General features: G+C 71.8%; 19 protein-coding genes and 5 pseudogenes. 12 read left to right on the top strand and 12 right to left on the bottom strand.

From position 1 onward, the window contains the following. Together V8690_RS01565 and V8690_RS01560 are read right to left on the bottom strand one after the other, a co-directional pair. Entirely contained in the window at positions 1-4,269 is a 4,269-nt protein-coding gene (locus V8690_RS01565; RefSeq protein WP_338785204.1) for an aminotransferase class I/II-fold pyridoxal phosphate-dependent enzyme, read from the bottom strand. Positions 4,270-4,445: 176 nt separating this feature from the next. Beyond that, on the bottom strand, positions 4,446-4,931 hold the full coding sequence (locus tag V8690_RS01560) for a nucleoside deaminase (protein WP_338775494.1): 486 nt from the start codon (positions 4,929-4,931) through the stop codon (positions 4,446-4,448). Positions 4,932-5,055: 124 nt separating this feature from the next. Here V8690_RS01560 and V8690_RS01555 point away from each other — a divergent pair, with 124 nt between their 5' ends. Together V8690_RS01555 and V8690_RS01550 are read left to right on the top strand one after the other, a co-directional pair. After that, entirely contained in the window at positions 5,056-5,832 is a 777-nt protein-coding gene (locus V8690_RS01555) for a GNAT family N-acetyltransferase (protein WP_338785203.1), read from the top strand. 59 nt (positions 5,833-5,891) lie between these two features. Further along, positions 5,892-6,815, top strand: coding sequence for an NAD(P)-dependent oxidoreductase (locus tag V8690_RS01550; RefSeq protein WP_338775493.1), 924 nt, complete (start codon positions 5,892-5,894; stop codon positions 6,813-6,815). A 150-nt stretch (positions 6,816-6,965) separates the two neighbouring features. Here the strand turns inward: V8690_RS01550 and V8690_RS01545 are convergent, their stop codons facing one another. Together V8690_RS01545 and V8690_RS01540 are read right to left on the bottom strand one after the other, a co-directional pair. Beyond that, on the bottom strand, positions 6,966-7,229 hold the full coding sequence (locus V8690_RS01545) for a GlsB/YeaQ/YmgE family stress response membrane protein (RefSeq protein WP_338775492.1): 264 nt from the start codon (positions 7,227-7,229) through the stop codon (positions 6,966-6,968). Positions 7,230-7,355: 126 nt separating this feature from the next. Beyond that, entirely contained in the window at positions 7,356-7,796 is a 441-nt protein-coding gene (locus V8690_RS01540; RefSeq protein ID WP_338775491.1) for an SPW repeat protein, read from the bottom strand. A 221-nt stretch (positions 7,797-8,017) separates the two neighbouring features. Between V8690_RS01540 and V8690_RS01535 the strand changes: the two genes are divergently transcribed. The 3 genes and pseudogenes from V8690_RS01535 (at position 8,018) to V8690_RS01525 (ending at position 10,114) form a co-directional block, all read left to right on the top strand. Then, complete coding sequence (locus V8690_RS01535; protein WP_338775490.1) at positions 8,018-8,194, top strand: hypothetical protein; 177 nt, start codon at positions 8,018-8,020, stop codon at positions 8,192-8,194. Between the two features lie 20 nt (positions 8,195-8,214). Beyond that, a pseudogene (locus tag V8690_RS01530) lies at positions 8,215-8,813 on the top strand (LLM class flavin-dependent oxidoreductase); the annotation flags it as partial. 103 nt (positions 8,814-8,916) lie between these two features. Further along, a pseudogene (locus tag V8690_RS01525) lies at positions 8,917-10,114 on the top strand (serine hydrolase domain-containing protein). Here V8690_RS01525 and V8690_RS01520 read toward each other — a convergent pair. Both V8690_RS01520 and V8690_RS01515 read right to left on the bottom strand, forming a co-directional pair. Continuing rightward, on the bottom strand, positions 10,111-11,175 hold the full coding sequence (locus V8690_RS01520; protein WP_338775489.1) for an acyl-CoA dehydrogenase family protein: 1,065 nt from the start codon (positions 11,173-11,175) through the stop codon (positions 10,111-10,113). The pseudogene V8690_RS01525 and the gene V8690_RS01520 sit on opposite strands and share 4 nt — an antisense overlap. Positions 11,176-11,242: 67 nt before the next feature. Then, complete coding sequence (locus tag V8690_RS01515; RefSeq protein WP_338775488.1) at positions 11,243-12,355, bottom strand: substrate-binding domain-containing protein; 1,113 nt, start codon at positions 12,353-12,355, stop codon at positions 11,243-11,245. Positions 12,356-12,433: 78 nt separating this feature from the next. Here V8690_RS01515 and V8690_RS01510 point away from each other — a divergent pair, with 78 nt between their 5' ends. From V8690_RS01510 to V8690_RS01500, 3 genes and pseudogenes are all read left to right on the top strand, one after another. After that, on the top strand, positions 12,434-12,871 hold the full coding sequence (locus V8690_RS01510) for a MarR family transcriptional regulator (protein ID WP_338775487.1): 438 nt from the start codon (positions 12,434-12,436) through the stop codon (positions 12,869-12,871). Positions 12,872-13,105: 234 nt separating this feature from the next. Next, positions 13,106-13,317, top strand: a pseudogene (locus tag V8690_RS01505) (chitinase); the annotation flags it as partial. 29 nt (positions 13,318-13,346) lie between these two features. Further along, the gene (locus tag V8690_RS01500) at positions 13,347-14,255 is read left to right on the top strand and encodes an oxidoreductase (protein WP_338775486.1); all 909 of its coding nucleotides are present in this window, start codon (positions 13,347-13,349) and stop codon (positions 14,253-14,255) included. Positions 14,256-14,259: 4 nt separating this feature from the next. Here the strand turns inward: V8690_RS01500 and V8690_RS01495 are convergent, their stop codons facing one another. Together V8690_RS01495 and V8690_RS01490 are read right to left on the bottom strand one after the other, a co-directional pair. Continuing rightward, complete coding sequence (locus V8690_RS01495) at positions 14,260-14,718, bottom strand: pyridoxamine 5'-phosphate oxidase family protein (protein ID WP_338775485.1); 459 nt, start codon at positions 14,716-14,718, stop codon at positions 14,260-14,262. Between the two features lie 62 nt (positions 14,719-14,780). Then, the gene (locus V8690_RS01490) at positions 14,781-15,176 is read right to left on the bottom strand and encodes a tautomerase family protein (RefSeq protein ID WP_338775484.1); all 396 of its coding nucleotides are present in this window, start codon (positions 15,174-15,176) and stop codon (positions 14,781-14,783) included. A 229-nt stretch (positions 15,177-15,405) separates the two neighbouring features. Between V8690_RS01490 and V8690_RS01485 the strand changes: the two genes are divergently transcribed. Then, on the top strand, positions 15,406-16,476 hold the full coding sequence (locus V8690_RS01485) for an adenosine deaminase (RefSeq protein ID WP_338775483.1): 1,071 nt from the start codon (positions 15,406-15,408) through the stop codon (positions 16,474-16,476). Here the strand turns inward: V8690_RS01485 and V8690_RS01480 are convergent. Beyond that, the gene (locus tag V8690_RS01480) at positions 16,458-16,973 is read right to left on the bottom strand and encodes a DUF664 domain-containing protein (RefSeq protein WP_338775482.1); all 516 of its coding nucleotides are present in this window, start codon (positions 16,971-16,973) and stop codon (positions 16,458-16,460) included. The genes V8690_RS01485 and V8690_RS01480 overlap by 19 nt on opposite strands. A 41-nt stretch (positions 16,974-17,014) precedes the next feature. Then, complete coding sequence (locus tag V8690_RS01475; RefSeq protein WP_338775481.1) at positions 17,015-18,004, bottom strand: LysR substrate-binding domain-containing protein; 990 nt, start codon at positions 18,002-18,004, stop codon at positions 17,015-17,017. A 117-nt stretch (positions 18,005-18,121) separates the two neighbouring features. Here V8690_RS01475 and mgrA point away from each other — a divergent pair, with 117 nt between their 5' ends. Next, complete coding sequence (gene mgrA / locus V8690_RS01470) at positions 18,122-19,114, top strand: L-glyceraldehyde 3-phosphate reductase (RefSeq protein WP_338775480.1); 993 nt, start codon at positions 18,122-18,124, stop codon at positions 19,112-19,114. 32 nt (positions 19,115-19,146) lie between these two features. On the opposite strand, the pseudogene V8690_RS01465 reads toward mgrA, so the two are convergent. Next, positions 19,147-19,424 (bottom strand): annotated as a pseudogene (locus V8690_RS01465) (DUF1905 domain-containing protein). A gap of 87 nt (positions 19,425-19,511) precedes the next feature. Continuing rightward, a pseudogene (locus tag V8690_RS01460) lies at positions 19,512-19,920 on the bottom strand (nuclear transport factor 2 family protein). A 336-nt stretch (positions 19,921-20,256) separates the two neighbouring features. Here V8690_RS01460 and V8690_RS01455 point away from each other — a divergent pair. Together V8690_RS01455 and V8690_RS01450 are read left to right on the top strand one after the other, a co-directional pair. Continuing rightward, a complete protein-coding gene (locus V8690_RS01455; RefSeq protein WP_338775479.1) occupies positions 20,257-20,667 on the top strand; it encodes a hypothetical protein in 411 nt (136 codons plus the stop codon). Positions 20,668-20,713: 46 nt separating this feature from the next. After that, the gene (locus V8690_RS01450) at positions 20,714-23,044 is read left to right on the top strand and encodes an FHA domain-containing protein (RefSeq protein ID WP_338775478.1); all 2,331 of its coding nucleotides are present in this window, start codon (positions 20,714-20,716) and stop codon (positions 23,042-23,044) included. The last annotated feature ends 5 nt before the right edge of the window (positions 23,045-23,049 follow it).

The raw sequence follows: 23,049 nt of genomic DNA, 5'->3' as shown, positions 1-23,049 counted from the left end.
CTAGCCCTTCAGCCGCAGTGGGAAACGCTCGGACAGCCGGGACAGGGTCCCGTTCAGGCGGTCGATGTCGTCGTCGGAGTTGAGCGCCGTGAGCTGGATGCGGAAGCCGACCCGGTCGCGGGGCACGAGCGGATAGGCGGCGAGCGTCACGTAGATGCCCTCCTCCCACAGGTACGCGGCGACCGCGTCCAGGTCCGCGGGGTTCGCCAGCGGAACCTCCACGATGGGCAGCCGGTCCGTGTTGAGGGTGCTCACCCCCAGGCCCTCCAGGTGATCGAGCACCCGGACCGTCTTGCGGTACAGGTCGGCCCGGACGGCGTCGCCCCGCCGCTCGTTGACGTCCAGCCCGGCGAGCGCCGTGGCCAGCGACGCCGTCGGGGACGGCCCCGAGTAGAGATAGGGAGCCGCGGCGGTCTTGAGGCGGTTCTTGAGTTCCGACGGCAGCGCCAGGAAGGCGAGCAGCGACGAGTACGCCTTGGAGAAACCGGCCGCGAGCACGATCCCGTCGTAAGACTCCCCGGTGTGCCGCACCACACTGTTGCCGCGCATGCCGTACGGGCAGGTCTCCGCCGGCCCGCGTTCCCCGATCACGCCGAAGCCGTGCGCGTCGTCGACGTACAGCGTCGCTCCTTGGGCCCGGCACACCGCGGCCAGCGCGGGCAGGTCGGTGATGTTGCCGCTCATGCTGTTGACGCCCTCCAGGCACACCAGCCGGGGCGCGCCCGGCGGCACCCCGGCCAGCAGGGCACGCAGCTCGTCGAGCCGCTCGGCGCGGAAGCGGTGCAGGGTGGCGCCCTGGGCGCGGGCCACCATGCAGCCGTCGTAGACGGTGCGGTGCGCGGTCGCCTCCACGAAGACGTGCCCGTCCTCGGCAAGCGCCGGGATCACCGAGGCGTGCACCAGCGTCAGCGTCGGCAGCAGCAGCGTGTCCGGCGCGCCCAGCAGCGCGGCGAGCCGCTCCTCGATGTCGGGGTACAGCCGCGGACTGCCCAGCAGCCGCGACCAGCTGGGGTGCGTGCCCCACTCGCGAACCGCGGGATCGACGGCCTCCATGATCTCCGGATCCCAGTCGAAACCCAGGTAGTTGCAGGACGCGAAGTCGATCAGCCAGTGGTCGCCGCTGCGGATGTGCCGGCCGCGCACCTCGTCGAGGACCGCGTCGCTCATGGGGCTGGTGCGCCGCAGATGCTCCAGGTCCGCCCAACGCGCCTCCCGGCGTCCCCGGGCGGCCTCGAGACGTGGCCGGGGCGGCGCGAAGGGGCGGGCGTTCGGGTACCGCAGCACGTGCGCGCTCTGCTCCACCGTCATGGGCCGGGCGAAGAGGTACCCCTGCCCGAACCGGCAGCCCATCCCGGCCAGCAGGTCCCGCTGCGCGGTGTCCTCGATGCCCTCCGCGATGACCTGGAGGCCCAGGGTGTCGGCGATCCGCACGATGCCCTCGACCAGGGCGACCTGCTGGGCGTCGTGGGCGATGTCGTCGATGAACGACTTGTCGATCTTCAGTACGTCGATGGGGAAGTCCCGCAGATAGCGCAGCGAGGAGAAGCCGGTGCCGAAGTCGTCGACCGCGATGTTCACCCCGAGTTCCTTGAGCGTGTGCAGCACCGTCTGGAGGCGGTCGTCGCGGTGCAGCAGCACCGTCTCCGTCAGCTCCAGCTGCAGCGACCCGGGCTCCAGCCCCGGCGTGCTCAGCGCCTGGCCCACCTGCTCGACGAATCCGGCGTCGTGGAACTGGCGCGCGGAGACGTTCACACTGACGTACGGCGGACGGGCCGGGCCCGGCAGCCGTTGTAGCCCCGCGATGTCGTTGACCGCGTTCTCCAGCACCCACGACCCCAGCGGGGCGATCTGCCCGGTCTCCTCGGCCAGGCTGATGAACTGGTCCGGCGTGACGGGCGGCCGCCGCTCGTGCGGCCAGCGGACCAGGGCCTCGAACCCGACGACCTCGCCTCCGGTGATGTCCACGACAGGCTGGTAACGCAGCGCGAACGTCTTGTCGGCGACGGCCTGGACCAGCTGGGACTGGAGGTCGTGCCGCTCCACCATGCGGCTGCGCAGGAGGGGCTTGAAGCGGCGCCACTGCCGCTTGCCCGCCGCCTTCGCGGCGTACAGCGCGAGGTCGGCGTGGCCCAGCAGTTCCTCCGCGTCCGTGCTGTCGCGCGCGGTGGCCACGCCCACGCTGGCGGACACCGTCACCGACTCGTCGTCCAGGTCGAACGGCCGGCCCAGTGTCTGGATCACCTGGGCCGCCAGCAGCTCGGCGTCGAGCGGCTGCCTGGCGTCCTCCATCAGCACGGCGAACTCGTCCCCGCCGAGCCGGGCCGCGGTGTCGGTGCGCCGCAGCGCCCGGGACAGCCGGTTGCCGACGGCGATCAGCAGATGGTCGCCGACCCGGTGCCCCATCGTGTCGTTGACCAGCTTGAAGTCGTCCAGGTCGATGAAGAGCAGACAGGTCAGGGTCGACTCGCGGCGGCCGCGCAGCAGGGCGCGTTCGATCCGCTCCAGCAGCAGCGTCCGGTTGGGCAGACCGGTCAGCGAGTCGTGGAAGGCCCGCTGCGTCAGCTCCTGCTCCAGCCGCCGCTGCTCGGTCACGTCCCGCAGCGTCACCACCAGGCCGGACACGGTCCGCTCGTCCCGGAAGTCGCTGCACCGCACCTCCACCTCGACACGCCGTTCCTGGCGCCGCACCCACCAGTGGTCGTGCCCGGGTCGCGGCCCCCTCTCCCGCACGGCGGCCAGCTCCCGCGCGGCCCGCTCCCGGTCCCCGGGATCCACCAGCTTCGGCAGCGAGACGCCGACGAGGTCGTCGGTGCCGAACACGGACCGCGCGGACGGGCTGGCGTACCGGATGGTGTCGTCGTCCTCCAGGATCAGGATGACGTCCGAGGCGTTGCGGACGAGGGTGCGGAAGTACGCCTCGCTCTCCCGCCGGAAGACCTCCTGGCGCAGCGTGACCCGCTCCATGGCCAGGCCCGCGTGCGACGCCAGGATCTCCAGCGAGCCCCAGGTCTCGGTGAGCTGCCGCTCGGGGGCGGCTACCAGCAGGACACCCGGGACGGTCCCGGCCGGACGGTCGGGCTGGGTCATGGGGCAGACCAGGACGGCGGGCAGGCCGTCCAGTCCGGTGGCGACGTCGGGATCGAGGGCGTCCGGACTCACCAGGTGGGTGCCCCGCGCGCCGAGGTCCGCCGCGCGCTCCGTCGGCAGCAGCACGGTCCCGTGCGGTACGTCCGGCCCCATCAGCCGGTCGACCGCCGTACGACAGGACTGGTCGACTTCCTCCTGTCGGAAGGCCGAGACCAGCGAGGCGGCGGCCTCGCGCAGCGCGAGCTCCCGCGTCACCGCATGGCGATGGGCCACGACCATCCCCGCCAGCCGAAGGATCACCAGCAGGAAGAGCGCACTCGAGAAGGCCGCGATCACGGCGGCGTCCCGCGTCTGATTGCTCAGCCCCTCGTACAACAGGATCCCCGGCGCGATGAGCGTGGCCACGGCGAGCGCCACCAGCCGGCGCGGCGGCGGCAGCAGGGACTCCCGCTGCGGCACGGACGCGGTCAGCGTGACCATCGAGGGGTGCAGGGCGGCCAGGCCCCAGGCGGTGTAGAAGGCGATCCAGCCGAGGTCCAGCAGGGTGCCGGTCTGCCACAGGCCGTTCAGTTGCAGGATCCCGTACGCGATGTCGAAGCCGAGCAGTGTCAGCGTGCCGACGACCAGCAGCCGCACGGCGCGGTTGGTCCCGTCGACCGGACTCGGGGTCAGCAGCAGGGCCAGCAGGACCAGCACCAGGACGTCGCCGAGGGGATAGGCGACGCTGACGGCGCGCTGCTGCCAGGTCAGCCCTTCCGCCACCGTCAGCGGCTGCACCAGGTACACCCACACGGGCAGCGCGAGGCCCGTGGTGATGATCAGCGCGTCGAGCAGGCTCGGCAGGTCGCGGTCGGCCCACCGGTGCCGTACGAGCCCCGACAGTCCGATCGCCAAGAGCGGGTAGGTGGCGAGGTAGCAGGCGTCGGCGGGGGAGGGGAACGGGTTGGAGGCGTCGAAGTACTCCTCCATCACGTTGTAGTACGTGTCGCCCGTGATGAAGGTGAGCAGTCCGCCGGCCAGGAACCACCAGGGCCACTGATGCGCGGGCCGGTGGACACGAACGCCGGTCACCACGGCGGCTACGCCGGCGAGTCCGATGACGGCCCACAGGGCGGGGGCCGCCGCCGGGATGGTCATGTACACGATTGTGGCGACCGTGACGAGGGCGATGTGGGCGGCCATCAGCCGGCGTGCTGACAGCAAGGACATGCGCCTCCCCCCGTCGGGGAGACCGAGGCGTAGGCCTGGTCTGTTGAATTCGATCGTAATTTCGCCCGCGCGCCTCTGCATCTCGGGCGGCCGGCCCCGCGAGGCCCCGATGGAGGGGGTGCCCGACGGGCCGGGACCGCCCGGGTCTCTCAGCCGCGTCCCCGGTGGAACCGTGCGTGCAACTCCTTCACCCGTTTCGTCAGTTCGGGTACCGGACCGTCCACGACTACGCCCGGTGCGACCTCGTGGACGGGGAGTGTCCGCACCGGCGGCGCGGGGACCCCCAACTCGCTCAGCCAGGATGCGAGTTGTTCCGACGAGGCGACGTAGACGATGCGTCCCAGACCGACCCAGGCGTGCGCGGCCGCACACATCGGGCAGTGCTCGCCGGACGTGTAGACCGTGGCCGCCGCCCGCTCCTCGGGCGTGAGACGGGCCGCCGACCAGCGCGCCAGCTCGAACTCCGGGTGCCGCGTGCGATCGCCCGAGGCCACCCGGTTGTGGTCCTCGCCGAGGACCGTGCCGTCCCCGCCCACCAGGACCGAACCGAACGGCTCGTCCCCGGCGGCGAGCGCCTCGGCCGCGAGCTCCACGCAGCGGCGCAGGTACGGCAGTTCCGTGTCCTTCACGACCATGGTGCCGGGCCCTTCCTGGTGACGACGTGATCAGCAGGACTGTACGGCGGCCGGGGCGTACGGCCGCACGGGAAAACGCGTTGCCCGGCCGCCCGGCGCGTGTTGGGGTGTGCCCATGACTCACATGGATCACACCGCGCTGCTCGCCCTGTTCGACCGTGAGCTGCGCGAGCAGGCGCGGCCGGATGGTCCCGGCGCCCGCGTCGAGCGGGCCGGCGAGGTGGTGCGCCAGGTCGCCACCGGGCAGGAGTGGAACGGCGTCCTGTGGTCCGCCTTCGACGAGGCGGCGGCGGACGCGGCGATCGCCGAGCAGATCGCCCACTACACCGGACTCGGCCTGGCCTTCGAGTGGAAGCTGTACGGACACGACCGGCCGGCGGACCTCGGGCAGCGGCTGCGCGCGGCCGGGTTCACGCCCGAGCCCGAGGAGACGCTGATGATCGGCGAGGTCGGCGAGCCGGCCCTCGACGCCGAACCGCCGCAGGGCGTCCGCGTGGAGCCGGTCACCGACCCGACGGGCGTGGATCTCGTGGCCGACGTCCACGAGAAGGCCTTCGGCGCGGACAGCTCCTGGCTGCGGCACCAGCTCCTCGCCCGGCTCTCGGCCGACCCGGACACCGTCGTCGCCGTCGTGGCGATGGCCGGCGACGAGCCGGTGAGCGCGGCCCGCATGGAACTCGTGCCCGGCACGCGGTTCGCCGGCCTGTGGGGCGGCGGCACCGTCGAGGGCTGGCGCGGCCGCGGCATCTACCGCGCCCTGGTGGCCCATCGCGCCCGCGCCGCCGCGGCACGCGGCTACCGCTACCTCCAGGTCGACGCCTCCAGCCAGAGCCGCCCCATCCTGGAACGCCTGGGCTTCACACCGCTGACCACGACGACGCCGTACGTGTACACGCCGTAGCAGGCCGGCCGTCCCCGCCCGGATGTCACATCCACGCCCGCCCGATCCGTCGCACGGTCATGACGACGAACCAGAAGAACCAGAGCATCCTCCTCGCCGGCGCGAGCGGTGTCCTCGGCCGGCACATCACCCGGGCCCTGACCGAGGCGGGCCACAAGGTCACCGGACTCGGCCGGAGCGCGGACAACGGCATCCGCGCGGACCTCATGGACCGCGACGCGCTGCTGCGCGCCGTCGACGGGCACCACTTCGACACCGTGATCCACGCCGCGACCGCCCTGCGCAAGCCCCCCATGCGAGACCGCGGCATGTTCGCCACCGACGCGCTGCGCACCGAGGGCACGGCCCACCTCGTCGAAGCCGCCCGCGTCACCGGTGCCCGCCGCTTCGTCGTGGAATCGATGGTCTTCGGCTACGGCTACGGGGACCACGGTGACCGCCCGGTCACCGAGGACGACCCCTTCGGCCCGCCTGGCAGGACCCCGCAGCTTGAGCGGCACATCGCGGCCATGCGGACCAAGGAGCGGCTCGCCTCCGAGGCGGAGGGGCTGGAGGGCGTCGCGCTCCGCTTCGGCCTGTTCTACGGCCCTGGCGGCACCGACGCCCTGCTGCCCCTGCTGCGCAGGCGGCAACTGCCCCTGCCCCCCGACCGCGGCCGGGTGCTGCCATGGGTGGAGCTCACCGACGCGGCCCGCGCGGTGGTCGCCGCCGTGGAACGCGGCCGGCCCGGTCAGGCCTGCAACATCGCCGACCGCACCCCGCTCGGCTTCCGCGCCCACGTCGAGAGCGTGGCCGGGGCGTACGGACTGCCGAAGCCGATGACCGTACCGCTGTGGCTGATGAAGCCCATGTCGTACGCGCACACGGTGATGTCCTCGCGGCTGGTGGTGTCCTGCGCCAAGGCGGAACGCGAGCTGGGCTGGACGCCGCAGTACCCCTCCAGCCGCGAGTGGCTCGCCGCTTCGCGGTCGGCGGGCCGCTGATGCCGTGGGGGCGGATTTGGCGGTGGCACGGCCCGGCACGGGTCCGGCGGGCCGGGCCTCCGGGCCACGGCACGCCGGGTGCCGGGTGTCTCCTTGTGCCGCGCACGTGCTGTTGCCGTGCTGTCGCTGCGCCGTCGCTGTCCTACGCCGTCAGCGGCGGGCCTTCGAGCGGTCCAGTGCGGCGACGCCGAGCGCGGCGAGGCCGATCTGGATGAGCCACTCGACCCAGTCGACGCCCTTTGTGTCGGCGACGTCGAACGCGGAGGCGATCGCGGAGCCGACCAACGCGGCAAGGATGCCGACGAGGATCGTCCACAGAATGCCGATCCGCTGACGGCCCGGGACCACGAGCCGGCCCAGGACGCCGATGACGATGCCGATCACGATGGCACTGATGATGCCGTCGATCTCCATCTCCGCCCCTTCTCCTCACGACCTTCGCTGTAGTGCGTGTGCCCCCTGACGGCCGGGACACTCCGGTGCGGACATGAAGGGGCCGGTCCGGATCGCGGACCGGCCTTCGGATTCCTCGCGGTGGGTCTAGGACCTCTTGGAGGCTTTCGCCGCCGTGCCGGCGCACACCAGACCCAGAATCACGGCCAGTGCACCGATGATGATGTTGTTCCATACGACGCCGGTGTCCGGGCTTTCGCCGACGACCCACGGCGAGATGATCATCCACACCCCGAGTGCGCACATGGCCCAGCTCAGGCCGTACATACGCTCCGGAGCGCGAGTGAACCCGAGCGCCAGCAGACCGATGGCGATGCCCATGATCAGGTTGTGCGTCACGAGCGGCGGCTGGCTGGTCGTGTAGTGGACTATCCACGGGGAGGCCGCGCAGTACAGACCGAGCAGGAACACCGGTCCGTCAACGAGCGCCACATCGCGACCACCGAGCACACGGGCGTACCGATCCCGCATCTCGGAGGCATCAGGGTGGCTGGTTATGTCACCTCTGGTCGGTGAGACGTTGGCCATGACTCGTCTCCTTCGTTGCAGGGCGACCGCGTCTGGTGGGGTGTGCGGTAAACGCCACGTAAGTTCATTCTGCTCTTATTTTTTCTTTATGTGTAGAGTCTGGTAGAGGTGTGAACTTCTACCGGGCGGTACATGTCCCGGCGGATCGGGGGCAAGCGGATGTGTACGACAGACCGATCGACGTCGCCGGGAGCGGCGCGGGACAGGGGAGGGCAGCGGACGTGTCTACGGCCATCGGCGCGAAGGTGTTGGAGCGGTTCCCCGCGGGATCTCCGCGCGGATCATGGCCGGCGGAGGAGTACGCGGCGCGCCGCCGCGCCGAGGGCGAGCCGGCCACCGTCGTGATGGACCTCGAGTCGGACGCCTTCCTCGTGGTGGTTCCGTCGGACGACGACTGAACGGCATCAGCGACTGAAATCCAGGATCGATCTCGCCCACCCTGGCCGCGCAGATGGCCTCCACCTTCCAGCGGCAGGCCGGCGGACGGCTGCTGCTCAACGTCGTCACCGGCGGCGAGGACCAGGAACAGCGCGCCTTCGGCGACTTCCCCGACAAGGACGGCCGGTACCGCAGGACCGGTGAACTCCTGAACGTCGTAGGGGAGTTGTGGCACGGTAGGACCGTCGGCCCGCACGGTGAGCACCTCCGGGTGCAGGACGCGACGCCCGCCCGCGTCCCCGACCCCGTTCCCCAGGTGTAATTCGGCGCTCCTCGCCCATCGCCGGTGAGATCGCCGCCCGGCACGCCGACGAGGCGAGCCGGCTGCTGGACGGATTCGACCCGGAGACCGTGGCGTCGGTGCAGGCCGGGCTCGCCCGCAGCGAGTCCGAGGGCCAGCGGCGCATGCTCGCCCTGCACGGCGGCCGCGAAGGCGTGCTGCCGCGCCCCGCCGCACCAGGTCTGTGGCGGCACCCCGCGGGCAAGGGGGACGCAGCCACCGCGCCCACCGCGCCCGGCGCGCCCACCCGACCCACCCAACCCACCGAACCCGCCGTGCTCGCGCCGTTCGCGAGCTAGGACCTCGGCCTCGCGTCCCCAACGATCAACCTCGGAGCCCGCGTTGGGCGTCATCCGTACCGAGGGGCAAGCCCTGCCCCTCGGTGACGGGAGGCACACACCCATGAAGCAGCGGGCTTCACGCACCGTCTCGATCGGCCTGGCCGTGGCGTTGTCCGCCGGAACGGCGGCACTCGCCCCGTCCGCACACGCGGCACCGTCGCAGCACGAGGCGACCCGCACCGCACTGCGTGATCTGGTCGAGAAGGGCGGACTGCCCGGGGTGGCCGCCAAGGTCCGTGACGCCGAGGGGAGTTGGTTCGCAAAGGCCGGACACGCCGACACCGGCACGGGTCGCGAGCGTTCTCCAGGCGACCACTTCCGCGGGGCCAGCATCACCAAGACGTTCGTCGCGACCGTCCTGCTCCAGTTGGAGGCGGAAGGCAGACTGAGCCTGGACGACACCGTCGAGCGAAGGCTGCCCGGCCTGGTGCGGGGCAACGGCTACGACGGCGATCGGATCACCCTCCGGCAGATCCTCAACCACACCAGCGGCATCGCCGACTACACCGACGACCCCGTGTTCGTCCACGACGCCGCCGGTCCCGGCTTTCCGGAGCACCGGTACGACACGCATACGCCCGAGGAACTCGTGGCGATCGCGCCGACGTACCCGCCGCTGCCGGATGCCGAGACGACGCCGGTGTACTCGAACACCGACTTCGTCATCGCCTAGATGGTCGTCGAGAAGGCGACGGGCCGCTCGTACGCGCAGGAGAGCACCCGCCGCATCATCCGGCCGCTCAAGCTGCGCGGCACGTCGTTCCCCGGCACGTCACCCCACATGCCGAAACCCCACCCCGTCGGCTACTCCCGGCTCCACCAGGACGCCCCGGACGCCCCGATCCATGACGCCACCGAACAGAACATGACCTGGCTGGGTGCGGCCGGCGATGTCATCTCCACCAGCGGCGACCTCAACCGCTTCCAGCGGGCTCTGATCAAGGGCGAGTTGCTGCCCCCGAGGCAGATGGCGGAGATGCTCGACGAGGTCCCCGCGGGGGGGCGGGCTCGGGTACGGACTCGGAGTCGAGTTCGCGCAGCTGTCCTGCGGCGTGAAGGTCGTGGGCAAGAGCGGCCGTACGAACGGCTCGCTGTCCGCGATGGTCGGCACACAGGACGGGAAGCACCAGCTGACGTTCAACATCAACGGTGACTGGCTCCCAGACCCGTCGCTCTACGTCAACGTGATAGAAGCGGAGTTCTGCGGCCGGATCCCGCCCCGCGCGGCCAAGCCGCCGGCGCAGCCCCGGCTCGGCTAGCCGGACGCCAGCGCGTCGAGGTGCCTCCGGCGTGCCTCGGCCGTCTGGGCCTGCACCAGCAGGAACATCCCCTCGCGCGCCAGCCGCTGCGCCCGGCTGTCCAGGGCCATGGAGCGGCCGCCCCCGGCCACGATCGCCGCGGTCGTGGCCGCCCGCAGCACGTCGTACGCCCGTGCCTTCACAGCCAGCCGTTCCGGGACGCCCTCGTGCGGGACAGGGTGGTCGGCCAGGGCGTAGGCCTCCCGCCGGACCTCGTCGAGCCGGGCCCGCAGCGACCGTGCCGGCTCCCGGCCGTCCGGGGCGTCGTCCACCAGGTCCAGCGCCGCGCTCGCCACCCCGAACACGGCCGGACTGGTGTTGGCGGCCCTGGGCAGATCGACCAGGGCGAACTGCTCCCGCGAGGTGCGCAGCACGACGGCCTCCTCCGGCACCCACAGGCCGTCCAGCTCCAGGGAGACCGTACGAGCGGCGGTGAGGGCCGCGAGCCGCATCGGCGCCGACGGGCGCATCCCGGGCTGTTCGCGGGCCTCGGCGACGACGAACACCACCTCGGCCGAGTCCGTCACACCCGCCAGCAGCATGACGTCGTTCAGACCCCAGCCCGTGTACCAGGGCACCGTGCCCTCGAAGCGCCAGCCGCCCCGCTGGGGCACGGCCCGCACGGGCACGCGGGGGAAGGCGCGGACGTGAGCGAACGCGATGCCGGCCAGCGACTCGCCGGTCGCCAGCGGGCGCAGCAGCTTCTCCCGGGCCGGTGAGTCGTATGTGGCGAGCAGCTTCACCGGTGTGTGGTGCTGTGTCTGCACGAACCATGTGGAGCAGCACGCCCCGGCCAGGATCTCCGCGACGTCCCGCGCCACGGCGACGGGCGCGTCCGCCCCGCCGTACTCCTTCGGCGCGCCCAGCCCGAGCAGCCCCGACCGCCTCACCGCCTCGATGTGGCTCGCCGGCACCCCCTTCTGGTCGACGCGCTCCGCGTGCGGGACGAGGAGATCCTGCGCCAGCCGCTGGGCGCGGGTGACGAGGGGGTGGGGCGGGGAGGCGAGGGGTGCGGAGCTCATGCGAGAAATTCTCGCGTCCCCGCGGTGCGGGGTGTCGACCCGGGGGCGTGTCGGGTGCCCGAACCCGTCAAGGACGCGCGCCGCGCAGGTCCAGTTCCGTCAGCACGTCGAAGTCGAGCCCGTCGGCACGCGCCAGGTAGATGCGCTGGCGGACATGGCTGTCCCGCAGGTGCAGCAGTCCGCGCGGGCCCTCGTAGGACACCGCGCCCGCCGCCGCCCCGATCGCCGACACCTCCAGCGTGCCGGCCCGCTTCAGCAGCGCGGCCAGCAGCAGCACGCCCTCGTAACAGGACTCGCCGAGGCTGCCGAGGGCGGGTGCCTCGACGCCGTAGCGGGCCGCGTACTGCCCGTGGAAGTCCAGGGTGTCCCGGTTGGCCAGCGAGGCGAAGAAGCCTGCCGTGCTGTAGAGGTCCTCGGTGGCCGACGGGCCGCTCGCCATCAGCATGTTCTCGTCCATCAGGGTGCTCAGCCGCAGACAGCGCGCGTGCAGGCCGTGCGCCGCGAACGACCGGTTGAAGCGCACCGCGTCGCTGCCGACGAGCAGCATCAGCACCCCGTCGGCGTCCGAGTGCTCGATACGGCGCAGCACCGGCTCGAAGTCATGGGTGCCGAGCGGGAGATAGGCCTCGCCGGCGACGGACCCGCCGGACGCGTGCGCGTACCCGCGGGCCGCTCGTGCCGTACGCCGCGGCCAGACGTAGTCGTTGCCGACGACGAACCACCGCCGCACTCCGCGCTCGTGCGCCAGCAGGTCCATCGCGGGCCGCAGTTGGTCGCGCGGCGTCTCGCTCGTCAGGAACACGCCCGCCGTGTCCTCACCGCCCTCGTACAGCGCGGTGTACACGTACGGGACGCGGTGCGCGATCCGTGGCGCCAGCACCTGGCGCACCGAGGAGATGTGCCAGCCCGTGACGCCCTGCACGACGCCCAGGTCCACCAGCGCCTCGACGTGGCCGGCGACGTCGCCGGGCGGGCCCGAGCCGTCGACCGGCACCAGCCGCAGTTCCCTGCCGAGCACGCCGCCGTCCCGGTTGACCTCCTCGGCGGCCAGCCGCGCGCACAGCTCACAGGCAGGCCCGAAGATCCCGGCCGGCCCCTGCAAGGGGAAGACGAGCGCCACGCCGAGCACGGAGTCGTCGGCCGTGAACCACTCGGGCGCGGGGAGGTCGTGCCGGAACATGGCGTCATGATTCCGGCTCCGCCGGACGAACTCCAGTGCGTCTCCTAGGATGGACGCACCTCGTGAACTAGGAGCAGGATGCCCACCCCGACCCCACGCCGGCCCGACGACCTGGTGCAACTGCTGACACGGGCCGAGCGGCTGGCGGCGCGGCGGTTGCAGGCCGTGCTGGAGGGGGAGGGCTGCTCGCTCGACGCGTGGCGGGTGCTGGCGCTGCTGTCCGACGGCGAGGGACACCACATGACGGCGATCGCGGAGGCCGCCTTCCTGCCGCCTCCGACGCTGACCAAGCTGGTCGACCAGCTCGTCGACCGGAACCTCGTGCACCGCCGGATCGACCCGTTCGACCGCCGCCGCGTCCTCGCCCACCTCACCCCCCGCGGCCAGGAGTACTGGCAGCGGCTCGACCGCGCGGTGCGCGCCGACTGGCCCCCGCTCGGCGACGGCGACGACGAACTGCTGCGGTCCCTGCTGGACCGGCTGGCCGCGACACTGGCGGAGTCGGCACGCGTGTGAGCCCGGGGCGACCCCGGTGCGCGGGCCTGGTCTACACCCTCGGCTGGTGCAGATCAACGCGGTGGAGTGTGCCTCCAACACCCCACCGCGGCTGCGCCAAGCCTGTGCTCGGCCCTGCCTTCGCAGGGTGCGGCCCTGTCCCGCGGAGGAGTTGGTCCCGTGTCGAGACGCCGTATGTCCGCCGCCCGATTCGTCGTGACCGAGGCGCGGTTTACAGATATTCCCGAACAGGAATGCCCGGCCGGCCAGGCCGCCTACTACGGGCGCGGCCCGATCCAGCTGTGCCGCGGGCGACGCGCTCGGCATCGACCTGCTCAACCTCCCGCATCAACGGCTCCCTGGAGTGCGACGGCAAGAACCCCGCGCAGGTGCAGAGCCGTGTGGACAACTGCCAGCGGTGCAAGCAGATCCTCGGGACGTCACCCGGCGGCAATCTGTACTGCTGACGGCGAGGAGTGTGTGTGAGACTCCGTCGATGAGCTCACGGACGATCACCGCGGACGCCGCGGGAACCTGGAAACTCGGCGACCTGCCCGTCCACCGCCTCGGCTTCGGCGCGATGCGGCTGACGGGTAGTGCCGCCTTCCACCTCGGCACTCCGAGCGACCGCGACCGGTCGATCGCCGTCCTGCGCAAGGCGATCGACCTGGGCGTGAACCACATCGACACGGCCGCCTTCTACTTCTCGTCGCTGCGCTCCGCCAACGAGCTCATCAACAGCGCGCTGGCGCCGTACCCCGACGACCTGGTCATCGTCACCAAGGTGGGGCCGTACCGTACCTGGTCGGGGGAGTGGGCTACCTCGGGCCGCCCCGAGGACCTGCGCGCCCACGTCGAGGAGAACCTGCGCCAGCTCGGCCGAGACCACCTGGACGTGGTCAACCTGCGCCGGATGCCGAAGTACGACTCGATCGCCGAGCACTTCGGTGCCCTCGCCGAACTGCGCGAGGCAGGCCTGATACGCCACCTCGGGATCTCCAACGTCGAACCCCGCCACCTCGCCGAGGCGCAGGCCATCGCGCCCGTGGTCTGCGTGCAGAACCGGTACGCCGTCGACCGCCCCGACCCCGCCACCGACGAACTGCTGCGGATCTGCGGTGAGCAGGGCATCGCGTTCGTGCCGTTCTACGCCGTCGCCGGCGAGGGCGCGGAGGGCGGCGCCGCCACCGCCCACGACGAGGAGGTGCGAGCCGTGGCCCGTGCCCACGGCGCGAGCCCCGCGCAGATCCGCATCGCCTGGACCCTGCACCAGGGCCCACAAGTGCTCGCGATCCCCGGTACCGGCAACCCCGACCACCTCGTGGAGAACGTGGCGGCGGGCGCGATCCGCCTCACGGACGAGGAACTGGACCGGCTGAACGCGCTGCGCCGAAAGGCCGGTTGACCGGTCAGACCACCCAGACCCCGTCCCGCATGAGATGCCGGCGCGGCAGCTCGTGCGTCTCGCACCACGCCTGCACCGCCCGCGGCCGCACCCGGAAGAACGCGTACGACGCGTGGTCCTCGCGCGGATCCCAGCCGGTCTTCGCGCGGAACGCCTCGGCCGCAGCCGGCGGCACCTCGGGGGTCGTGAACGTCTCCACGTCACCGTCGACGAGCACGACGTCCCGGGTGTCCCCGAAGGCCAGCCGGGCCCGTCGGCCGTCCGTCAGATTGCGGCCGGTGGGATTGGTCAGCCGTGTGCACAGCCACACGGCGTCGTCGTACCACACGAACCAGAGCGGGACCAGGCACGGCACGGTTTCGGTGTCCGCCGTGGCGACCCAGATGTCGATCTCCCGCTCCAGACGGTGCAGGACGTCCGCCTTGCGCTGCTCGGGGGTGCGGGGTGGCTCGGTGATCTTCATGCCCGGGACGCTAGCGGGTGGCCCGGGCCGACCGCCTCGGGCTGGGGACGTAGGCCGCAGACCTAGGCCCTCGAGGCGCCGAGGTACTGAGCCCGCCCCTCTCCGAGCGACCAGTCGGCCGGTCCGTTCTCCGTCAGGACGACGAACACGTTCCGCGGCTCGGTGCCCGCGTAGGTGTGCGCGAGCTCGGCGATCCTCCGGTACAGCGCCTGCTTCCGCGCGGGCGTGCGGCCGGAGCGCAGCGTGATCGCGATGTAGGCGATGCCGTCGTCGCGGTGCACGCCGAGGTAGTCGTCGGACCGCAGGGTGCTGCTCGCGCCGTCGTGGTCGACCAGGACCTGGAACCGGTCGTCGGGCGGAATGCCGATCGTTTCCACGAGGGCGTCGTGGACGGCGCGGCCGAGTGCGGCGAGTCGCTCGGGGCCGGCCCGGAGCGTGTCTATGCGGACGAAGGGCATGGGGTCTCTCCTTGGAGCCGTAGGGGCGTCGACCGTGAACGTACATACTAGTAGGTACAGAGATTGACGCGAGTGGCTTTGCATCCCTCGGGTGTTACGTATAACCTCTCCCGTCAACCGGAACGGCGCCTTCTTCCAGGACCTGTACGGCAACCGCGGGACCTGCTCCAGCCCGCCACCGACCGGAACTCCGGCTCACACCCAGTACGCACTGCCGAGGAACACGCACATGACCGCGCCCCGCATCGACACAGAGACCCTCCGCCGGCTGCCCAAGGCCGTGCTGCACGACCACCTCGACGGCGGCCTGCGCCCCGCCACCGTGGTGGAGCTCGCGGACGCGGTCGGCCACACCCTGCCCACGACCGACCCGGGCCAGCTCGCCGCCTGGTACTACGAGGCCGCCAACTCCGGCGACCTGGTGCGCTACATAGCCACCTTCGAGCACACCCTCGCCGTCATGCAGACCCGCGAGGGCCTGCTGCGCACCGCCGAGGAGTACGTGCTCGACCTCGCCGCGGACGGTGTCGTCTACGGCGAGGTGCGCTACGCCCCGGAGCTGATGGTGAAGGGCGGGCTGGCCCTGCCCGAGGTCGTCGAGACCGTGCAGGAGGGGCTCGCGGCCGGTATGGCCAAGGCGGCGTCCGCGGGGACGCCGGTGCGGGTCGGGACGCTGCTGTGCGGGATGCGGATGTTCGACCGCAGCCGGGAGATCGCCGACCTGGTCGTGAGGTTCCGGGACGCCGGTGTCGTCGGCTTCGACATCGCCGGCGCCGAGGACGGCTTCCCGCCCGCCGACCACCTCGCGGCCTTCGAGCACCTGCGCCGCGAGAACGTGCCGTTCACCATCCACGCCGGGGAGGCGCACGGACTGCCCAGCATCCACCAGGCCCTTCAGGTGTGCGGCGCCCAGCGCATCGGGCACGGCGTGCGCATCACGGACGACATCGTGGAGGGTAAGCTCGGCCGTCTCGCGGGCTGGGTGCGCGACCGGCGGGTCGCCCTGGAGATGTGCCCGACCTCCAACCTCCAGACCGGTGCCGCGACCTCCATCGCCGAGCACCCGATCACCGCGCTGAAGGACCTCGGCTTCCGCGTCACCCTCAACACCGACAACCGGCTCGTGTCGGGCACCACGATGACCCGCGAGATGTCCCTTCTGGTCGAGCAGGCGGGCTGGACCGTCGAGGACCTGCGGACGGTCACGGTGAACGCCCTGAAGAGCGCGTTCCTCCCCTTCGACGAGCGGAACGCGCTCATCCGGGACGTGGTCCTGCCCGGCTACGAGGCCGCGTTCTGAAGCAGCCCCCTAAGATAGGCGGCCTGTCCGATGTGCTGGAGATCGTCGGACAGGACGCTGACCAGCCGTACGCCCAGGGTGACCGGCGGGTCCCAGCGCTCGTCGACGACGCGTTCCAGGTCCTTGGCGGCCAGGCCGCGCAGGGCGTCGAGGGTCTGCGCGTGGACCGCGTCGTGGTAGCCGGTCAGCAGGTCACCGGAGTCGACCCGGACCTTGGCGACCTTGGCGGGGCTGTGGCCGTAGCCCGTGTCATGGCGGGGCAGGGCGAGGCCGAAACGCTTCTCCCAGTCCTGGGACAGCCACACCTGGTCGAGGTCGAACGCGTCGGCGACGTGGTCGTCCTGGACGCGGGTGAGGTGCCAGACCAGCCAGGCGATGGAGTTGGTGTCGGGGGAGGGGCGGGCGCTCAGTTCGTCGGGCCCGAGGCTCTCGACGGTGGCGTGGACTTCTTCCCGGATGCGGTTGTAGCCGTCGATGAGGATGTCCTTCGCATGCATGGCTCCACCATCGCGCATCGGCGCGCCTCGTGCGCCCCGGCTCACGCGCCGGTGGTCTCCGCTTGCGCGCCCGTGGTCCGTGGTGTCGTGCCCGCGGCCTTCGGTGGCGCGGCTGTGGCCCCTGGTGTCGCGCCTGCGGTGCCCGGTGTCGCGCCCGTGGCCTCCAGCAGCGCCATCAGCGCCCGGGCCGCCGGGCTGGTGGCCTGCAGGGGTGGCAGCAGGGCCACCGTCTCGTAGACCGCCTCGCCGGTGCCCTTCACCGGCAGCGCGGTCAGGGAGGCCCGCTTGTGCGCGAAGTGCCGCGGCACGACGGCGATGCCGAGGTTCTCGTCGACCAGGTCGAGCAGGGTGTGCACGTCGTTCACCTCCAGGGCCACGGTCCGCCGTACGCCCGCGGCGGCGAACACCGTGTCGGTGGTGCGGCGCGGACCCCAGTCCGGGTGGAAGTCGACGAACACCTCCCCGCCCAGTTCCTCGGGCGTGACGGCCGCACCTGCGGCGGCGAGCCGGTGGCTGGAGTGGCACAGCAGCGTCATCGGCTCGCTGGTCAGCGGCACCGACCGCAGCTGGTCGCTGTCCGCCTGCGTCCGTACGGCGAACGCCAGGTCGAGCCGCCCGGCCGCGACCTCCTCCGCGAGCGCGCCCGACCCGGCCTGCCGCAGACAGATCTCCACGTCCGGATGCTGATGCCGGAAGGCGGCGAGCAGCCCCGCGACATGCACCCCGGCGATGCACTGCTCACTGCCGAGCGCGAGCATGCCGCGCAGTACGCCCTGCACCGCCGCCACCGCCTCGTGGGCCGCGCGCACCTGCGCCAGGATCCGCTCCGCCTCACCGAGCAGCGCCCGCCCGGCCGGGGTGAGCGTCACCCGGCGGGTCGTTCGCACGAACAGCGGCGTCTGGAGCTCCCGCTCCAGCGCCCGGATCGAGGCCGACAGGCCCGACTGGGACACCAGGAGCCGCTCCGCCGCCCGGGTGAAGTGCTGGTCCTCGGCGACCGCGACGAAGTGCTGCAAGTGGCGCAGTTCCATGACTGAGAAGCGTAGCCGCTGAATTCCATCGGATTCTTCTGTTGGACGCATGGGCGCAGGTCACGACAGAGTGGACATCGGTTTCCTCCCGACCGAGCCAACCCCTCTGGAGTCGCGTTGTACACCGCACACCCCGACCGCTACGCGGACATGCCCTACCGGCGCACCGGACGCAGCGGCCTGAAGCTCCCCGCGCTCTCGCTCGGCCTGTGGCACAACTTCGGTCCGGACCGGCCGGTCGAGACGCAGCGCGCCATCCTGCGCCGCGCCTTCGACCTCGGCGTCACCCACTTCGACCTCGCCAACAACTACGGCCCGCCGCCCGGCGCCGCCGAGTCCGCGCTGGGCGAGTTCCTGAAGTCGGACTTCGCGGCCTACCGCGACGAGCTGGTCATCTCCACCAAGGCCGGCTATCTGATGTGGCCGGGCCCGTACGGCGAGTGGGGCTCGCGCAAGTACGTGCTGTCCTCGCTGGACCAGAGCCTGAAGCGGATGGGCCTGGACTACGTCGACATCTTCTACTCGCACCGCCCGGACCCGGAGACTCCGCTGGAGGAGACGATGGGCGCCCTGCACTCGGCGGTGCAGCAGGGCAAGGCGCTGTACGTCGGCATCTCCAACTACTCCGCGGAACAGACCCGCGAGGCCGCCCGCATCCTGGGCGAGCTGGGCACCCCGCTCCTCATCCACCAGCCGCGCTACTCGATGCTGGACCGCCGCCCCGAGGACGAGGGCCTGCTGGACGCCCTCGACGAGCTCCAGGCCGGCTCCATCGTCTTCTCCCCGCTGGAGCAGGGCCTGCTCTCCGCCCGCTACCTCGACGGCATCCCGGAGGGCTCCCGGGCCGCGAGCGACAGCCCGTTCCTGAACTCCGACGCGGTCACCGAGGAGCTGGTGGGCCGGCTGCGCGACTTGAACGACATCGCCAAGTCGCGCGGCCAGACCCTGGCCCAGATGGCGCTCGCCTGGGTGCTGCGCGGCGGCCGGGTCACCTCCGCGCTGGTCGGCGCGAGCAGCCCGCAGCAGCTGGAGGACAGCGTCGGAGCCATCGGCAACCTGGACTTCGAGGCGGAGGAACTGGCCCGTATCGACACGATCGTCAAGCAGTAACCGACCTGCCCGACCGGGGCGGCCGCCCCCGGTCACGCGCTCTGGGAGCCGATCGGCTCCTCCAGGCGCACCGTCACCGTGTCGCCCTCCTCCTTGCCGATGGCCTTGCGGACGTCGGCTCTCACGGGCGGCTTGTGCGTGCCGTCGCCCAGTGCGTGAACGAACCGCGGAACGGGTGCCCGTCGATCGTCCCGCGGATTTCGACCAGGCCGCGGGTGCCGAAGAACTCGACGGACCGGGGCCTGCCCGGACAGGTCCAGCCGCCCTCGGCGGGGCTCTTGCGCAGGGCCGCGGTAGCTTCCACGTCCAGTTTTCCGGTGGTGGCCGTGGTGTCCTCCGGTCTTCGGTCGCCTCTCACACACCAGAGCGCCGGACACCGGGAAACTCATCGCCGGTCTCACGCCCCGGCGGGCACCCGGTCCGGAAAACCGAGCACGGCCCTGATCCGGCCCTGCTCGTCCAGCGTGATCACATCCGCCCCGGTCACGGGCGCCGAGCCGTCGGTCTCGCTCACCAGCTCCCACGAGAAGCGCGCGATGCGGTGGTGCCCGTCGACCCGCCGGTTTGCCGGAACACGAACCCCGGGAACCGCTCGCGGGCCGCCGCGATCGGCGCGGCGATCTGCTCATGGCCGCGGACGTCGGCCGGGGCCCCCTGCTCGAAGAGCTTGGGGGAGGGTCGGTGTAACCGCCGTCCTCGGTCCAGGCGGCGGCGACCGCCATCGCCCGTGCCGCCGGGCCCTCGGCGTTCCAGGCCTCGAAGTAGCGGGCGACGGCGTCCTCGTGACGGTGGGCGGGTGCGGACATGGGCGATCAGCCTCCGAGGGGTGGTGTCTGCTGGTCAGGCTGCGGTTCACCGCTCGCGGTGAACCGGCACGGACCACCCTGCCCGCGCTCGGCTCGGCCGTCGGTCACCTCCGGAGTCATGCCCCCTGGCGACTGCCCGCGGGGTTTCGGCCAACTCGGGGTGTGAATATGCCAAGAGAGTGGCCGGAAAGACATGGTGACAGTGTTTCAGTAGTGAACATACTGACCAGCGAGAGCGCTTTCACATCAAGCGACGGCGCCCTTACGCACAGCACGCGAGTCGCGGAACAGGCGAGGCCGGGCCGGCAGGCGGGCAGGGCAACGGGGGAGGGGCACGTGCACGACGAGTTTCTGTGCCATGTCACGGCGTACGGAGTCTGCGACGGCCGCCGCATCGGCGTCCCCCTGGGCACCTACCGGGCGCCCACGCTCGCCCTCGCCCTGTGGTGGCTGCGCGACCGCGCCTCCTGGATCGCCCAGCGCCTCGACCCCCAGCCCGACGCCGAGCACTTACCGCCGGGCGCGCTCGTGCCGGTCGCCGAGACCGTGCCCGACGTGCCCACCCTGCTGCGCGCCTGGTGCGCCGATGCCGGCCGGCAGGAGCGGGTCGCCGAGGAGTTGGCGGCCGGACGGCTGGTGCGCATCGCCACCAGCGACGACACCACCGAGTACGAGCTGCTCGCCGAGTCCGTGGACGCCCTGCGGATGCAGCGGACGGCCCCCGTCCTGGGCGTACCCGTGGCCTGAGCGACTCACTGAGTCATATGTCAGGCAAATCGGTAGAATCTTGGTCATGGCGCAGTCGTCGGTAGCACCAGAACTCGTCCTGGAGACCGAGACGGGCTCCACAGTGATGATTCCGGGCCGCGACTACCACGTCGGGCGCGACCCGTTGAGTGACATCGTCATCGACGACGACCGGGTCTCCTGGCACCACGCGGTGCTGCGGCCCGACGACGGGCACTGGACCATCGAGGACGAGAACAGCACCAACGGCACCTACGCCGACGGCCGCCGCATCCACGAGTGGGACGTCGGCCCCGGCAGCGTCATCCGCTTCGGCAACCCCGCCGACGGCCCCCGCGTAGTCCTGCTGGGGCGCCCCGCTCCGGCCCCGGAACGCCCCTCCGCCGTCTCCATGCCGGCCATGACGGGCACCTACCGGCAGCCCACGACCGTCCGGCCGCTGCCCTCCCGCACTGTCCGCATCGGCCGCGCCGCCGACAACGACCTGGTCATCGACGACCTGGTGGTCTCCCGCCGGCACGCCGAACTGCGCGCCCTGCCCGACGGGACCTACGAGATCACCGACCTCGGCAGCCACAACGGCACATACCTCAACGGCAGCCGCGTCACCAGTGCCCCGGTCGGCCAGGGCGACATCGTCGGCATCGGCCACTCGGCGTTCTGCCTCGTCGGCGACCAGCTCCAGGAGTACGTCGACACCGGTGAGGTCTCCCTCGACGTGCAGAACCTCGCGGTCACCGTCGACCGGGGCCGCAAGACGCTGCTCGACCACGTGTCGTTCCCGGTGGGGGAGAAGTGCCTGCTCGCCGTCGTCGGCCCGAGCGGCGCCGGGAAGTCCACGCTCCTCAACGCCCTCACCGGCCAGAAGCCCGCCGACCACGGCACCGTCCTCTACGACGGCCGCGACCTCTACCGCGACTACGCCGAGCTGCGCCAGCGCATCGGCCTCGTGCCGCAGGACGACATCCTGCACGCCCAGCTGACCGTCCGCAAAGCCCTCTCCTACGCCGCCGAGCTGCGCTTCCCGCAGGACACGGCCAAGGCCGAGCGGCGCGCCCGGGTCGACGAGGTGATCCGCGAACTGGGCCTGGAACAGCGCGCCGACCAGCCCGTGCACAGCCTGTCCGGCGGCCAGCGCAAGCGCGTCAGCGTGGCCTTGGAGCTGCTGACCAAGCCGTCCCTGCTGTTCCTCGACGAGCCGACCTCCGGACTCGACCCCGGCATGGACCGCTCGGTGATGCACATGCTGCGCGGCCTCGCCGACGACGGCCGGACCGTCATCGTGGTCACCCACAGCGTGCTCAGCCTGGACGTGTGCGACCGGCTCCTCGTGCTCGCGCCCGGCGGGAAGATCGCCTACTACGGGCCGCCCGAGGACGCCCTGGCGTACTTCGGGTTCGAGCAGTGGCCGGAGGCCTTCGAGGCCTTCGACCGGGACGCGGGCCGGGACTGGGCCGGGGACTACAGCGCCTCGCCCTTCCACCGCCGGTACGTCGCCGACGCCACCGCCCAGCCCCCGCAACCCCGGTCCGGGCCCGTCGTCATCGCCCCGCCGCCCCGGCCGCGCAGCCGGGCCGCCCAGCTCGGCACGCTGGTGCGCCGGTACGCGGCCGCGCTCAGCGCCGACCGCACCTTCCTGATCATCATGATCGCCCTGCCGTTCGTCATGGGCGTGATGGCGCGGGCGCTCGCGGGCGGCAGGCTGACGCTCGACACGGCGATGAACGCCCTGCTCATCCTGTGTGTCGGCGCGGTGCTCACCGGGGCCGCCAACGCCGTGCGCGAACTCGTCAAGGAACGAGTGATCTACCAGCGTGAGCGGGCGGTGGGCCTGTCCAGATCGGCGTACCTGATGTCCAAGGTCGTCGTACTGGGCGTCATCACCGTGCTCCAGGCGGTGGTGCTGACCCTGGTCGCCCTGCTCGGAGTGGACCTCAACGCGCCCGGTGGCGAAGGCGTGCTGATGCCGCCCCTGGTGGAGATCGCGGTCGCCGTCGCCCTGCTGGCGTTCACGGCCATGATGCTCGGCCTGTTCATCTCCGCGCTGGTGCGCAAGGAGGAGGTGACGATGCCGCTGCTCGTGCTCATCGCCATCGTCCAGGTCGTCTTCTGCGGTGCCCTGCTGAAGCTGGACGGTGTTCCCGGGCTCGAGCAGCTGGGCTGGCTGGTGCCCGCGCGCTGGGCGCTGGCCGCGATGGCCGGCACGGTCGGGCTGGCCAGGATCGTGCCCGACGACCTGACCAAGGACCCGCTCTTCGAGCACTCGGCGGGCACGTGGCTGCTCGACGTCGGGATGCTGCTCGTGCTGTCGGCGCTCTTCGGCTTCCTGGTGTCCCGGCTGCTGCGCCGCCACGAACCGGCCGTGATGCGGAGGTAGGGAGC

It is taken from the genome of Streptomyces sp. DG1A-41 (assembly GCF_037055355.1).
In the GTDB taxonomy this organism is placed as follows: domain Bacteria; phylum Actinomycetota; class Actinomycetes; order Streptomycetales; family Streptomycetaceae; genus Streptomyces.
This window is presented reverse-complemented; position numbering and strand designations above follow the sequence as displayed.